Below are 13,918 nucleotides of genomic sequence, written 5' to 3'. Positions count from 1 at the left end.
CTGATGCGCCCGGCCGCAACTTCTTTAAGTTTAGCAACCTCACAAACTTCTCCCCCAGGAACGCACCGAATTTGACTTAGATGTTATTTTTTTGCTGTATATGTAAACACTTGCCTGCGTAATAACAAATGTAAACAACTGAAAAGGGTGGATGATGATGCGAGGAAATATACGCCAGCTTGGCTGGGCGGTAATAATGAGTTTAACGGTGGTCAGCGCCGCTGACGCCGCCGCGCCCGCCAGCGCGCCGCCCGTCTCTTATGGCGTTGAGGATGATACCTTTCATCCCGTCAGGGCGCAGAACGGCATGGTCGCCTCGGTGGATGCGCTGGCGACGCAGGTTGGCGTGGATATTCTGCGCCAGGGCGGCAACGCGGTGGATGCCGCCGTCGCCGTCGGCTTCGCGCTGGCGGTGACGCATCCGCAGGCGGGCAACCTGGGCGGCGGCGGCTTTATGCTGCTGCGCACCGCATCCGGCCGCGCCACCTCTATCGACTTCCGCGAAATGGCGCCGGGCCGCGCCTCGCGCGATATGTTCCTCGATAAACAGGGCAACGCTGACAGCAAGCTGTCGCTCACCTCGCATCTCGCCTCGGGCACGCCCGGTAGCGTGGCGGGTTTTGCGCTGGCGGCGCAAAAATATGGCACGCTGCCGCTCAGCACGCTGCTGGCGCCAGCGATTAAACTGGCGCGCGAAGGCTATGTGGTCAACGACGCGCTGGCGGACGATCTGAAAACCTACGGCAAGGAAGTGCTGCTGGCGCATCCCAACAGCAAGGCGATTTTCTTTAAGCCCGACGGCACGCCGTGGCAGAAGGGCGATCGCCTGGTGCAGAAGAATCTCGCCCACAGCCTGCAGCTGATTGCGCAGCAGGGGCCGGACGCTTTCTATAAAGGCGAAATCGCCGACGAGATCGCCAGCGAGATGGCGCAGCACGGCGGCCTGATCGGCAAAGCGGACCTGGCGGCCTACCGCGCCGTCGAGCGTAAACCAATCAGCGGCACCTATCGCGGCTATGAGGTCTTTTCCATGCCGCCCCCCTCATCCGGCGGGATCCATATCGTGCAGATCCTGAATATTCTGGAAAACTTCGATCTGGCGAAAATGGGCTTTGGCAGTGCCGACGCGATGCAGGTGATCGCCGAAGCGGAAAAATACGCCTATGCCGACCGCTCGGAGTACCTTGGCGATCCCGATTTTGTCAAAGTGCCGTGGCAGGCGCTCACCAGCAAAGCCTACGCGAAGTCGATCGCACAGCAGATTGACGTGACGAAAGCGCGTCCGTCGAGCGAGATTAAGCCCGGCAAGCTGGAGCCCTATGAGAGCAACCAGACCACGCACTTTTCGGTCGTCGACAAGCAGGGCACGGCGGTCGCGGTAACCTATACCCTGAACACCAATTTCGGCAGCGGCATCGTCGCAGGCAACAGCGGCATCCTGCTGAACAACGAGATGGATGATTTCTCCGCCAAGCCGGGCACGCCGAATGTCTACGGACTGGTCGGCGGTGAAGCGAATGCGGTACAGCCCGCCAAGCGTCCGCTCTCCTCAATGTCGCCGACTATCGTGGCGAAAGGGGGCAAAACCTGGTTGGTGACCGGCAGTCCGGGCGGTAGCCGCATTATTACCACCGTGCTGCAAATGGTGGTAAACAGCGTCGATTTCGGGATGAACGTCGCAGAGGCGACCAATGCGCCGCGCTTCCACCATCAGTGGCTGCCGGATCAGCTGCGCGTTGAGAAGGGGTTCAGCCCGGACACGCTGCGCCTGCTGGAGAATAAGGGGCAGCATGTGAAGGTATTGCCAGCGATGGGCAGCACGCAGAGCATTATGATTGGGCCGGACGGCACGCTTTATGGCGCATCGGATCCGCGTACGCCAGGGGATTTGAGCGCGGGATATTAACATTTCGGGGCCAGGCTGGCCCCGTTTGCTATTTCAGCCGCGCCATATAGTGCGTATCGATCATCTCGCCCTGTCGCATAGCAAAAGCCTTCGCCGTGCCTTCCACTTCAAAGCCAAAATGGCGGTAGAGGGCAATAGCGGCGGGATTGTCGGCGAATACCGTTAGCTCCATGCGCGTCACCTGCAGCCAGTTATCGCAAAGATCGACCGCCGCGCCGAGCAGCGCTTTGCCGACGCCGCGGTTGCGATACGCTTCATCGACGCCCATGCCCAGCGTGGCGCAGTGGCGACGGCGCGCAGGCGCAAGAACCTCCAGCGTCAGCTGGCCAACCACTTTTCCTTCAATGCAGGCGACCAGCGAATGTCCCGCTGGAGAGAGGTTGCTTAGCCGCTGCTGCCATTTTTGCAGCGAAGGCAGCGGCAGATGTAACGTATTCGCCATGGTGTCCGGCTGGCTGTAAATATGCATTAAGGCGGCAGCATCTTCAGGCGTAACGTGTCGCACCACAATCTCGCTCATCATCCTTCTCCTTGCGTTGACGGGAAAACCCTTTCAAACATCAAGGAAATCTTATTAATAATCAACAGAAAAGATCACAAAAGGCTTTACAGACGCGAATGATAATGATTATTATTGCGATGCGTTCTCGGGGCGTCCTTAGACAAACCGGAAAGCACGACATTGCTCACATTGCTTCCAGTATGACTTAGCCAGCTCGGGTGCTGGCTTTTTTTTACCTGCCGCATTATTCAGCTCTGCTCATCATGCGTGAGGCGCTTTTTCACCTTTTTTGAACAGAGGCGTGAAGTTTTTCAGCTATCAATAGGTTCGCCTCAGGTTCAGACTGTTCTAAAACATTGAGGAGAACTGAACATGATCTACCTACGCAAAGCAGACGAACGCGGCCACGTGAATCACGGCTGGCTGGAAAGCTGGCACACCTTCTCTTTCGCCAGCTATCACGACGCAAATTTTATGGGCTTTTCAGCGCTGCGCGTCATTAACGAAGATATCGTCGCGGCCGGACAGGGCTTCGGCACGCACCCGCACAAAGATATGGAGATCCTGACCTATGTGCTCTCCGGCACCGTCGAGCATCAGGACAGCATGGGGAATAAAGAGCAGATTCCGGCGGGCGAATTTCAGATCATGAGCGCGGGCACCGGCGTGCGCCACTCTGAATACAACGCCAGCAGCAGCGACCCGCTGCATCTTTACCAGATCTGGATTATTCCAGAGCGTACCGGCATCGAACCGCGTTACGCCCAGCGCCGCTTCCCGGACGTAAAAGGACGTCAGTTTGTGCTGACGCCGGACGCCCGTGAAGGATCGCTTAAGGTCTATCAGGATATGACGCTGTCGCGCTGGGTCTTCAGCGCGGGCGAAAAAGATGAGGTCGCTATCGAAACCGGCCGCCGCGTCTGGGTGCAGGTGGTCAAAGGCGAGATCCGCGTTAACGGCGAAACTGCCCGCACCAGCGACGCGTTTGCCGTCTGGGATGAGGCGAGCCTGACGATTGAAGCCAGCAGCGACGCCGAAGTGCTGCTGTTCGATCTGCCGCCGGTTTAAGCGGTGACGGGGCGCGCACAGTCGCGCCCGGTTTACAATTCTCCCGCTGAATAGTGATAGACTCGTCGTAATTGTGACCCTGGGCGCATACGATGAAGAAAAAAAGACCGGTATTACAGGACGTTGCCGATCGTGTCGGCGTAACGAAAATGACCGTCAGCCGCTATCTGCGCAATCCTGAGCAGGTTTCCGCGGCGCTGCGCGACAAGATTGCCGTCGCGCTTGATGAGTTGGGCTATATCCCCAACCGCGCGCCGGATATGCTCTCCAACGCCACCAGCCGCGCCATCGGCGTGCTGCTCCCCTCGCTGACCAACCAGGTGTTCGCCGACGTGCTGCGCGGCATTGAAGCGGTGACCGATGAGGCGGGCTATCAGACGCTGGTTGCTCACTTCGGCTACAGCCCGCAAAAAGAGGAGCTGCAGCTGCGTTCGCTGCTGGGCTGGAACATCGACGGCGTCATTCTCACCGAGCGTACCCATACGCCCGCGACGCTGCGCATGCTGGAAGTGGCGGGCATTCCAGTAATTGAGATGATGGACAGCGTTTCGCCGTGCCTCGATATGGCGGTGGGCTTCGATAACGTTGAGGCGGCGCGGCAGATGACGCACGCTATCCTGCGCAAAGGGCATCGCCATACGGTTTACCTGGGCGCGCGTCTTGATGAGCGTACCCTGCAGAAGCAGCAGGGCTACGAAAAAGCGATGCGCGAAGCGGGGCTGGAGCCGCGCAGCGTAATGATGGAAGAGGCTTCTTCCTTCAGCGCAGGCGGGATGCTGCTGTGCGAGGCGCAGCGTCGCTATCCGCAAACCGACAGCCTGTTCTGTACCAATGACGACCTGGCGGTCGGCGCGATGTTCGAATGCCAGCGTCAGGGATTAAAAGTCCCGTCGCAAATGGCGATCGCTGGCTTTCACGGCCATGATATTAGTCAGGTTGTGACGCCGCAGCTGGCGACCGTCCTGACGCCGCGCGAACGCATGGGACGCGAAGCGGCCGCCATGCTGCTGGCGCGTATCAGCGGCGATTTCAGCGTTTCCGCGCCGCTGGATATCGGCTTCGACATCAGCGAAGGCGGCAGCATCTGAATCGGGCATTTTTATGAGTCAGTTCACACTTTCGTGCTTTTTCGGCTAAACAGGGTTGCCAGCCTGTAGTGGGCTTCACACAATGGCAACCAGCATTGTTATCGGTAACATTGGCGAATTTACCTGCCGGAGCAGAAAAATGACTACTCAATCCTCGTCGCATCACGTCTTTATTCTGATGGGCGTTTCAGGCAGCGGAAAGTCCGTTGTCGCTAACCAGGTCTCCCACCAGCTCAATACCGCCTTTCTCGACGGCGATTTTCTTCATCCGCGCGCCAATATTTTAAAGATGGCCGACGGCCATCCGCTGGATGACAACGATCGTCAGCCGTGGCTACAGGCGCTCAACGACGCCGCGTTCGCCATGCAGCGTACCCAGGCGATCTCTATTATCGTCTGTTCCGCGCTGAAAAAGCGTTACCGCGATATTCTGCGCCAGGGCAACGATAACCTGCGCTTTATCTACCTCAAGGGCGATTTCGACACCATCGAATCGCGTCTGAAGGCGCGCAAAGGCCATTTCTTTAAACCGCAGATGCTGGTAACGCAGTTCGCCACGCTGGAAGAGCCCGGCGCAGACGAGCCGGACGTACTGGCGGTTGATATCAATCATTCAGTTGACGACGTTGTTGCGGCTACGGTTGCGGCTATCGGGAAAGCCATCAACAAGGGTTAGTCATGAGTACCGCAACACTGGTTTTAACCGCAGCAGGCTCTGTCCTGCTGCTGCTTTTTTTGGTGATGAAAGCGCGTATGCACGCCTTCGTCGCGCTGATGCTGGTGTCGATCGGCGCAGGCCTCTGCTCCGGCATGCCGCTGGACAAGATCGCGGACACCATGCAGAAAGGCATGGGCGGTACGCTGGGCTTCCTCGCTATCGTCGTCGCGCTGGGCGCGATGTTCGGCAAAATTCTGCATGAGACGGGCGCGGTGGATCAGATTGCCATCCGTATGCTGAAAACCTTTGGCGAAAGCCGCGCCCACTACGCGATGGGTATCGCCGGCCTGATCTGTGCGCTGCCGCTCTTCTTCGAGGTGGCGGTGGTGCTGTTGATCAGCATCGCCTTCGCCGTGGCGCGCCGCACCCACGATAACCTGGTGAAGCTGGTGATCCCGCTGTTTGCCGGCGTGGCGGCGTCGGCGGCCTTTCTGCTGCCGGGCCCGGCGCCGATGCTGCTCGCCTCGCAGATGCACGCCGACTTCGGCTGGATGATCCTGCTCGGCCTGTGCGCCGCTATTCCCGGCATGCTGATCGCCGGTCCGCTGTTCGGTTCGCTGATTGCGCGTCACGTGACCTTTAGCGCGCCGCCAGAAGATCACCAGCCGGACGTTGACGCGGCGAAGCTGCCGTCGTTTGGCTTCAGCCTGGCGCTGATCCTGTTTCCGCTGATGCTGGTGGGGCTGAAAACCATCGGCGCGCGCTTTACCGAGCAGGGCTCCTCGCTGTATGAGTGGCTGGAGTTTATCGGCCATCCCTTTACGGCGATCCTTATCGCCTGTCTGGTGGCGATTTACGGGCTGGCTTACCGCCAGGGCATGGATAAAGAGAAGGTGATGCAGGTGTGCGGCAGCGCGCTGCAGCCTGCGGGCATTATTCTGCTGGTGATCGGCGCGGGCGGGGTGTTCAAGCAGGTGCTGGTCGATTCTGGCGTCGGCCCGGTGCTGGGCCATGCGCTGACCGGCGCGGGGCTCCCCGTCGCGCTGGCCTGCTTTATCCTGTCCGGCGCGGTGCGCGTCATCCAGGGGTCGGCCACGGTTGCCTGCCTCACCACGGTCGGGCTGGTGATGCCGGTTATCGAGCCGCTGCACTACAGCGGCGCGCAGCTGGCGGCGCTCTCTGTCTGCATCGGCGGCGGCTCCATCATCATCAGCCACGTTAATGATGCGGGCTTCTGGCTGTTCGGCCGCTTTACCGGCGCCACCGAAGGCGAAACCCTGAAGACCTGGACGCTGATGGAGACCATCCTCGGCACCGTCGGCGCCCTTGTCGGCATGATCGCCTTCCAGCTGCTGTCGTAAAATCAACGCCGTCACGCCTGCGTGACGGCTTCTCGCTTACGCCTCGAAAAACTCAACTTTGCCGCCCGCCAGGTGGTACATGCTGCCGACAATTTTGATTTTTTTCTGCTCTTCCAGCTGCTTCAGCACCGGACTGTTATTACGAATGCTGTCGAGGGTCAGCTCAACGTTTTTCCGCGCTACGGCGTCGACGAACGCGTCGTTGCTGCCGCTACGCTCGCCGCTGTAGACGGTTTTCTCAATGGCCGGCTTAATCTCCTCCAGCAGGCCGGTCAGGTTGCCCAGCTCCGCGTTATCGATCGCACCCCGCACCGCACCGCAGCGCGTATGTCCCATCACCAGCACCACCTTCGCGCCAGCAACGGCGCAGGCGAATTCCATGCTGCCGAGCATATCGCGGTTGCTGATATTACCGGCGACGCGCGCGTTGAAGGTTTCGCCGATACCGGCGTCCAGCACAATCTCAGCGGGCGCGCGCGAATCGATGCAGCTCAGGATCACCGCCGCCGGATACTGTCCGGCAATGCTGTTGCGCTTCTGCGCCAGGTAGTCATGCTTTACCGGGCGGTTTTCACGAAAGCGCAGGTTGCCCTGTTTGAAATGGGCGATGACCGCATCCGGCGTCATGGCGTCGCGCTGCTCTTTGCTGAGCGAAGCGGCGAAAGAGAGGGTTGGCAGCGCCAGCGTGCCGACGCCGGTCACCGACAGCGCGGAAACCGCCAGCGTCTTTTTCAAAATAGCGCGGCGCGAAGGCTGGGCGGGTGGGTTGTTTTTCATGGTGTTGTCCTGGTATGAAGTCATTCGTAGCCGCGCAAGAATACGAAGCTGAAAGTTAATCAAGACAAAACCACACAAAGAACAGGCCTGTTAATCCGCCCGCGCTTTGCGCTACATCATAATTTCAGATAGACGCGGATGCCGTCCAGGAACATCTGCGTCGCCAGCATAATCAAAATTAGCCCCATCAGACGCTCTAACGCGTTGACGCCCTTGTCGCCCAGCAGGCGTAAAAACAGCCCCGACAGCAGCAGGATCGTTACCGTAACGCCCCACGCGATCAGCAGCGCGCCGACCAGATGCCCCATCTGATTAGGATACTGATGCGACAGCAGCATTAACGTGGCGAGCAGTGACGGGCCGGCGACCAGCGGGATCGCCAGCGGCACCAGAAAGGGCTCTTCGCCCGCGGGCAGGCCGCTGGTGCTGCTTTCGCCCGATGGGAAAATCATGCGGATGGCGATAAGAAACAGGATGATGCCGCCAGAAATCGAGACGGTTTCGGTGCGCAGATTAAGAAACGTCAGAATGCGTTCGCCCGCAAAGAGAAACAGCAGCATCAGCACCAGCGCGATCAGCATTTCGCGGATCAGCACCACGCGCCGCCGCTTTGGCTCCAGATGCCTGAGCACCGACATAAAAATCGGCAGGTTGCCCAGCGGATCCATGATGAGCAGCAGTAAAATGGTCGCAGAGATCATTTCAGTCATTTTTGTGGTTATTCCTTTCATCCCGACGCGAGGTTATTAGCCACGCTGCTGAAAAAGTTGGCACAATCGAATTAATTCACTTGCCAGAAAAGCTGCATTTTGTAGAGTTGTTGGTCACAGGTAAATCCATTTATGACGCAGAGCGGAGTGAAAACCCATTCCGTTCTTCCCTTCGGTAAGCAGGTCGGCCGCTATCGCTGACTGAGATGGACAGAAAATGAAGAATGTAGGTTTTATTGGTTGGCGCGGTATGGTCGGCTCTGTGCTGATGTCGCGCATGAGCGAAGAGCGCGATTTTGACGTTATTAATCCGGTCTTCTTCTCCACTTCGCAGCTGGGACAGGCTGCGCCGACGTTTGGCGGCAAGTCCACCGGTGCGCTGCAGGATGCCTTTGATATCGAAGCGCTCAAGGCGCTGGATATCATTATTACCTGTCAGGGCGGCGACTATACCAGTGAAGTCTACCCGAAGCTGCGCGCCAGCGGCTGGCAGGGCTACTGGATTGACGCGGCCTCAACGCTGCGCATGAAAGACGACGCCATCATTATTCTCGATCCGGTGAACCACCAGGTGATTCGTCAGGGCCTCGACAAAGGCATCAACACCTTTGTTGGCGGCAACTGCACCGTCAGCCTGATGCTGATGTCGCTGGGCGGCCTGTTTGCTCAGGATCTGGTGGAGTGGGCCTCTGTCGCCACCTACCAGGCGGCATCCGGCGGCGGCGCGCGCCATATGCGCGAACTGCTGACCCAGATGGGCATGCTGCATAACCACGTCGCCACTTCGCTGCAGGATCCGGCGTCTGCCATTCTCGACATCGAACGCAGCGTCACCGATCTGACCCGCTCCGGCACGCTGCCGACCGATAATTTCGGCGTGCCGCTGGCCGGCAGCCTGATCCCGTGGATCGACAAGCAGCTCGACAATGGCCAGAGCCGCGAAGAGTGGAAGGGCCAGGCGGAAACCAACAAGATCCTCGGCACGCAAAAAACGATTCCGGTCGACGGCCTCTGCGTGCGCGTCGGCGCACTGCGCTGCCACAGCCAGGCGTTTACCCTGAAGCTGAAAAAAGATGTGCCGCTGGCGGAAATCGAACAGCTGCTGGCGTCCCACAACGAGTGGGTGAAAGTGGTGCCTAACGACCGCGAGCTGACCATGCGTGAGTTGACGCCTGCGGCGGTGACCGGCACGCTGACCACGCCGGTCGGCCGCCTGCGCAAGCTCAATATGGGCCCGGAGTATCTCTCCGCCTTTACCGTGGGCGATCAGCTACTGTGGGGCGCCGCCGAGCCGCTGCGCCGCATGCTGCGACTGCTGGTCGACTAACAGAAAAAACTAAGCGAGGCCGGGATCTTCCCGGCCTTTTGCCTGATTATTCTGAAATAAGTCAAACAACTTACCGTCTGTAAGTGATCGGCTTCCCTTTTTTACCTCCCCGCCAATAATTTTTCGCTTTCCGGGCTGGCAACCTGCAAGCCCAAGCTATGATTTAACAATGATGTGCCGGTTGTTGACTGTTTTGCATTTCGCACTGAATAGTTGTTGTACACGGCAAAGTTATTTACCACGGAGCGGTTTCCTTTCTCTGCCGTTGTACGCATGGCTCAATGAAGAGCAGCGCACCTGATGCGTGGCATAGCCGCGTTCATTTCGCCTGCCACATAATCACAGGAAGAAAGTCATGTCAGAGCTTCCCGATCGCCTGGCGATCAACGCCCTGTTTGCGGGGAATTACGCCGATCCCTTCGCTTTGCTGGGGATGCACCAGACAGCCAACGGGCTGGAAGTCAGGGCGCTGCTGCCCGACGCTTCGGAAGTATGGGTAATTGAAACCAACACCGGGCGCAAAGTCGCCCAGTTGAAATGTCTCGATCCGCGCGGCTTTTTCAGCGCGGTGGTGCCGCGCCGCAAGAATATGTTTCGCTATCAGCTGGCGGTGAACTGGCACGGGCAGCAGAATCTCATCGACGACGCCTATCGCTTCGGGCCGCTGCTGCAGGAGATGGACGCCTGGCTGCTGGCGGAAGGCACCCATTTGCGCCCCTACGAAACCCTGGGCGCGCACGGTGCGGTGATTGACGACGTGCACGGCACGCGCTTTAGCGTCTGGGCGCCTAACGCGCAGCGCGTCTCGGTGGTCGGCGATTTTAACTTCTGGGATGGCCGCCGCCATCCCATGCGCTTCCGCCGCGAAATGGGCATCTGGGAGCTGTTTGTGCCGGGCGCCTATAACGGCCAGCTCTATAAATTTGAAATCGTCGATAACAGCGGCCAGCTGCGTATTAAAGCGGACCCTTACGCCTTTGAGGCGCAGATGCGGCCGCAAACCGCCTCGATGATCTGCGGCCTGCCGCCGAAGGTCGAGATGGCCGAAGAGCGTAAGGCGCGCAACGCGTTTGACGCGCCAATATCTGTTTATGAGGTGCATCTCGGCTCATGGCGCCGCCACACCGAGAACAACTTCTGGCTCAGCTACAAAGAGCTGGCGGAGCAGCTGTTGCCCTATGTTAAAGAGATGGGCTTCACCCATATCGAGCTGCTGCCGATCAATGAACACCCCTTCGACGGCAGCTGGGGCTATCAGCCGCTCGGCATGTATGCGCCGACGCGCCGTTTCGGCACGCGCGATGAATTCCTCTATTTCATCAACGCCGCGCACGAAGCGGGCCTGAACGTGCTGCTCGACTGGGTGCCGGGCCACTTCCCCAGCGATGATTTCGGTCTGGCGAAGTTCGACGGCACCGAGCTCTACGAGCACAGCGATCCGCGTGAAGGCTATCATCAGGACTGGAATACCCTGATCTACAACTTTGGCCGCCGCGAAGTGAGCAACTACCTGGCGGGCAACGCGCTCTACTGGCTGGAGCGCTGCGGCATCGATGGTTTGCGCGTCGATGCCGTGGCCTCGATGATCTACCGCGACTACAGCCGCGCCGAGGGCGAGTGGGTGCCGAACCACTACGGCGGCCGCGAGAATCTCGAAGCTATCGCCTTCCTGCGCTACACCAACCGCACGCTGGGACGCGCCGCGCCAGGCACCGTCACCATCGCCGAAGAGTCCACCGATTTCGACGGCGTGTCGCGCCCGCCAGAATCGGGCGGCCTCGGCTTCTGGTATAAGTGGAACCTGGGCTGGATGCACGACACCCTGGACTACATGAAGCTCGATCCGGTCTACCGCAGCCATCATCACGACCTGATGAGCTTCGGCATGATGTACAACTACACCGAAAACTTCGTGCTGCCGCTCTCGCACGACGAAGTGGTGCACGGCAAGAAGTCGCTGCTTGATCGTATGCCGGGCGACCCCTGGCAGAAGTTCGCCAACCTGCGCGCCTACTACGGCTGGATGTGGGCCTTCCCCGGCAAAAAACTGATGTTTATGGGCGGCGAGTTCGCGCAGGGCAAAGAGTGGAATCACGACGTCAGCCTTGACTGGCATCTGCTGGAGGGTGCCGATAACTGGCACCACGGCGTGCAGCGACTGGTGCGCGACCTTAACCACACCTATCGGCACTATGCGCCGATGCATCAGCTCGATTTCGACCCGGCCGGCTTTGAGTGGCTGGTGGTCGACGATCGCGAAAATTCGGTCTTCGTCTTTGTGCGCCGCGACCGCGACGGCAACGAGATTATTGTCGCCAGCAACTTTACGCCGGTGCCGCGCCACAACTATCGCTTCGGCGTGAATCAGGCGGGGAACTGGCGCGAAGTGATCAACACCGACCAGCACAGCTATCACGGCAGCGATACGCGCAATCCGGTGGTGCATACCGATGAGATCGCCAGCCACAACCGACCGCAGTCGCTGTCGCTGACGCTGCCGCCCCTGGCGACAATCTGGCTGGTGAAGGAGGCGGAATGACGCTGCTTCCGGGACGTGCTGAGCCGCCAGGCGCCAGTTACGACGGCAAGGGCGTAAACTTTACGCTCTTCTCCCGGCATGCCGCGCGCGTTGAGCTTTGCCTGTTCGACCAGGGCAAAGAGCGACGCTACGATCTTCCGGCGCGTACCGGCGATATCTGGCACGGCTATGTTGCCGCGCTCAAACCGGGCCAGCGCTACGGCTTTCGCGTTCACGGCCCCTGGGCACCAGAGCGCGGGCACCGCTTTAATCCCGCCAAGCTGCTGGTCGATCCCTGCGCCCGCGCGGTGGAGGGCGAGGTAACAGACGACCCGCGTCTCTACGGCGGCATTGCGCAGCCTGACGAGCAGGACAGCGCCGCCGTGGCGCCTAAATCGCTGGTCGTGGCGGAGGAGTTCGACTGGGAAGGCGATATCGCCCCGCGCACGCCCTGGGGCAACACGGTTATTTACGAGGCGCACGTGCGTGGGCTGACGCAGCGGCATCCGGAAATTCCGGAATCGCTGCGCGGGACTTACGCCGCCCTCGGCCATCCTGTTATGGTGAATTACCTGCGCCATCTCGGCGTCACCGCGCTGGAGCTGCTGCCGGTGGCCCATTTTGCCAGCGAGCCGCGCCTGCAGCGCCTCGGCTTAAGCAACTACTGGGGCTACAACCCCTTTGCGCTCTGGGCCGTCGATCCGCGCTACGCCTCAGGTCAGGAGGGCGCGTCGCCTCTGCAGGAGTTTCAGCAGGCGGTGAAAGACCTGCACGCGGCGGGCATCGAAGTGCTGCTGGACGTGGTGTTCAACCACACCGCCGAGCTGGAGGAGATCGGCCCGACGCTGTCGCAGCGCGGCGTCGATAACGCCAGCTACTACTGGCTGAGCCCGCAGGGCGAATATGAAAACTGGACCGGCTGCGGCAATACCCTGAATCTCAGCGATCCTGAGGTGATGAACCGGGCGCTGGAGGCGCTGCGCTACTGGGTGCGCGTCTGCCACGTCGACGGTTTTCGCTTCGATCTGGCGCCGGTGCTGGGGCGCACGCCCGATTTTTCAGCGCACGCGCCGCTGTTCGAGGCGATTAAAGCCTGCCCGCTGCTCTCGCAGGTCAAGCTGATCGCTGAACCCTGGGATATTGGGCCAGGCGGCTATCAGGTCGGCAACTTTCCGTCGCTGTTCGCCGAGTGGAACGACCATTTTCGCGACGATATACGGCGCTTCTGGCTGCATCGCGACGTCAGCAACGGCGCGTTCGCGCGCCGCTTTGCCGCCTCCAGCGATCTGTTCCAGCGCGACGGCCGCCTGCCGCACGCCGCGGTTAACCTGATCACCGCGCACGACGGCTTTACGCTGCGCGACGTGGTGAGCTTTAACCATAAGCATAACCAGGCCAACGGCGAGGATAACCGCGACGGCAGCAGCAGCAATTTTAGCGACAACCACGGCGTAGAAGGGCTGCGCGCCAGCTTCGACGTAATTGAACGCCGTCGCCTGAGCACGCATGCGCTGCTGGCGTCGCTGCTGCTGGCGCAGGGCACGCCGATGCTGCTTGCTGGCGACGAGCGCGGGCACAGCCAGCACGGCAACAACAACGCCTACTGTCAGGACAACATCCTGACCTGGCTTGACTGGCAGGAAGAAGAGAGCAGCCTGGTGGATTTTACCGCCGCCCTTATCCGTTTGCGTCAGCAGATCCCGGCGTTAACCGCCGATCGCTGGTGGCAAGAGGGCGACGGCAATGTGCAGTGGTTCAATGCCAGCGGCAGACCACTGCAGCGAGAGGAGTGGGAGCAGAAGGCGCACAGAATGCAGATTCTGCTCTCCGGCCGCTGGTTAATAACAATAAACGCCACGGATTCGGTGAGTGACATCGCCTTACCAGACGGAGAATGGCGTGCCGTTCCTCCTTTCGCCGGGGATGACAACCCCATTTTGTCGACTGTCTGGCATGGTCCCGCACACGGCGTGTGCGTGTTCCAGAAGCAATCATAAGGAGTC

Annotated in this window: 11 protein-coding genes; 8 read left to right on the top strand and 3 right to left on the bottom strand. The window is 59.9% G+C overall.

The genetic code is table 11. The annotated features are described in order from the left end of the window. Window positions 1-151: 151 nt before the first annotated feature. Window positions 152-1,906, top strand: coding sequence for a gamma-glutamyltransferase (ggt, locus tag Q9R34_RS09080; protein WP_485893175.1), 1,755 nt, complete (start codon window positions 152-154; stop codon window positions 1,904-1,906). Window positions 1,907-1,934: 28 nt separating this feature from the next. Here ggt and Q9R34_RS09075 read toward each other — a convergent pair whose 3' ends face one another. Next, window positions 1,935-2,426, bottom strand: a complete 492-nt coding sequence (locus tag Q9R34_RS09075; protein WP_434124870.1) for a GNAT family N-acetyltransferase — start codon at window positions 2,424-2,426, stop codon at window positions 1,935-1,937. Between the two features lie 354 nt (window positions 2,427-2,780). On the opposite strand from Q9R34_RS09075, the gene Q9R34_RS09070 reads away from it, so the two are divergent. The 4 genes from Q9R34_RS09070 to gntU all read left to right on the top strand — a co-directional run bounded on the left by Q9R34_RS09070 (window position 2,781) and on the right by gntU (window position 6,583). After that, on the top strand, window positions 2,781-3,476 hold the full coding sequence (locus Q9R34_RS09070) for a pirin family protein (RefSeq protein WP_485893174.1): 696 nt from the start codon (window positions 2,781-2,783) through the stop codon (window positions 3,474-3,476). 92 nt (window positions 3,477-3,568) lie between these two features. Next, window positions 3,569-4,564 carry a gluconate operon transcriptional repressor GntR gene (gntR, locus tag Q9R34_RS09065; protein ID WP_485893173.1) on the top strand — a complete coding sequence of 332 codons (996 nt, stop codon included), beginning with the start codon at window positions 3,569-3,571 and terminating at the stop codon, window positions 4,562-4,564. Window positions 4,565-4,703: 139 nt separating this feature from the next. After that, entirely contained in the window at window positions 4,704-5,240 is a 537-nt protein-coding gene (gene gntK / locus Q9R34_RS09060; protein WP_434124813.1) for a gluconokinase, read from the top strand. Window positions 5,241-5,242: 2 nt separating this feature from the next. Continuing rightward, the gene (gntU, locus tag Q9R34_RS09055; RefSeq protein WP_485893172.1) at window positions 5,243-6,583 is read left to right on the top strand and encodes a gluconate transporter; all 1,341 of its coding nucleotides are present in this window, start codon (window positions 5,243-5,245) and stop codon (window positions 6,581-6,583) included. Window positions 6,584-6,619: 36 nt separating this feature from the next. Here gntU and Q9R34_RS09050 read toward each other — a convergent pair whose 3' ends face one another. Further along, on the bottom strand, window positions 6,620-7,360 hold the full coding sequence (locus tag Q9R34_RS09050; RefSeq protein WP_485893171.1) for a carbonic anhydrase: 741 nt from the start codon (window positions 7,358-7,360) through the stop codon (window positions 6,620-6,622). Window positions 7,361-7,476: 116 nt separating this feature from the next. After that, window positions 7,477-8,070, bottom strand: coding sequence for a YhgN family NAAT transporter (locus Q9R34_RS09045; protein ID WP_434124816.1), 594 nt, complete (start codon window positions 8,068-8,070; stop codon window positions 7,477-7,479). 217 nt (window positions 8,071-8,287) lie between these two features. Here Q9R34_RS09045 and asd point away from each other — a divergent pair, with 217 nt between their 5' ends. The 3 genes from asd to glgX all read left to right on the top strand — a co-directional run bounded on the left by asd (window position 8,288) and on the right by glgX (window position 13,912). After that, window positions 8,288-9,397: an aspartate-semialdehyde dehydrogenase gene (gene asd / locus Q9R34_RS09040; RefSeq protein WP_485893170.1), complete on the top strand. Its 1,110-nt coding sequence runs from the start codon at window positions 8,288-8,290 to the stop codon at window positions 9,395-9,397. 355 nt (window positions 9,398-9,752) lie between these two features. After that, the gene (gene glgB / locus Q9R34_RS09035) at window positions 9,753-11,936 is read left to right on the top strand and encodes a 1,4-alpha-glucan branching enzyme (RefSeq protein ID WP_485893169.1); all 2,184 of its coding nucleotides are present in this window, start codon (window positions 9,753-9,755) and stop codon (window positions 11,934-11,936) included. Continuing rightward, window positions 11,933-13,912 (top strand): glycogen debranching protein GlgX, encoded by a 1,980-nt coding sequence (gene glgX, locus Q9R34_RS09030; RefSeq protein WP_485893168.1) that lies wholly within the window; start codon window positions 11,933-11,935, stop codon window positions 13,910-13,912. The genes glgB and glgX overlap by 4 nt, the downstream gene beginning before the upstream one ends. Window positions 13,913-13,918 lie beyond the last annotated feature (6 nt).

Source organism: Enterobacter sp. BRE11, assembly GCF_031844285.1.
GTDB lineage: Bacteria > Pseudomonadota > Gammaproteobacteria > Enterobacterales > Enterobacteriaceae > Pantoea.
This window is presented reverse-complemented; position numbering and strand designations above follow the sequence as displayed.

Bases quoted from the DNA above. Each gene is read 5' to 3' on its own strand.
- gntK (WP_434124813.1), top strand. From the start codon at position 4,704: ATGACTACTCAATCCTCGTCGCATCACGTCTTTATTCTGATGGGCGTT.
- asd (WP_485893170.1), top strand. From the start codon at position 8,288: ATGAAGAATGTAGGTTTTATTGGTTGGCGCGGTATGGTCGGCTCTGTG.
- Q9R34_RS09075 (WP_434124870.1), bottom strand. From the start codon at position 2,426: ATGAGCGAGATTGTGGTGCGACACGTTACGCCTGAAGATGCTGCCGCC.
- gntR (WP_485893173.1), top strand. From the start codon at position 3,569: ATGAAGAAAAAAAGACCGGTATTACAGGACGTTGCCGATCGTGTCGGC.
- Q9R34_RS09050 (WP_485893171.1), bottom strand. From the start codon at position 7,360: ATGAAAAACAACCCACCCGCCCAGCCTTCGCGCCGCGCTATTTTGAAA.
- Q9R34_RS09070 (WP_485893174.1), top strand. From the start codon at position 2,781: ATGATCTACCTACGCAAAGCAGACGAACGCGGCCACGTGAATCACGGC.
- glgX (WP_485893168.1), top strand. From the start codon at position 11,933: ATGACGCTGCTTCCGGGACGTGCTGAGCCGCCAGGCGCCAGTTACGAC.
- Q9R34_RS09045 (WP_434124816.1), bottom strand. From the start codon at position 8,070: ATGACTGAAATGATCTCTGCGACCATTTTACTGCTGCTCATCATGGAT.
- gntU (WP_485893172.1), top strand. From the start codon at position 5,243: ATGAGTACCGCAACACTGGTTTTAACCGCAGCAGGCTCTGTCCTGCTG.
- glgB (WP_485893169.1), top strand. From the start codon at position 9,753: ATGTCAGAGCTTCCCGATCGCCTGGCGATCAACGCCCTGTTTGCGGGG.
- ggt (WP_485893175.1), top strand. From the start codon at position 152: ATGATGATGCGAGGAAATATACGCCAGCTTGGCTGGGCGGTAATAATG.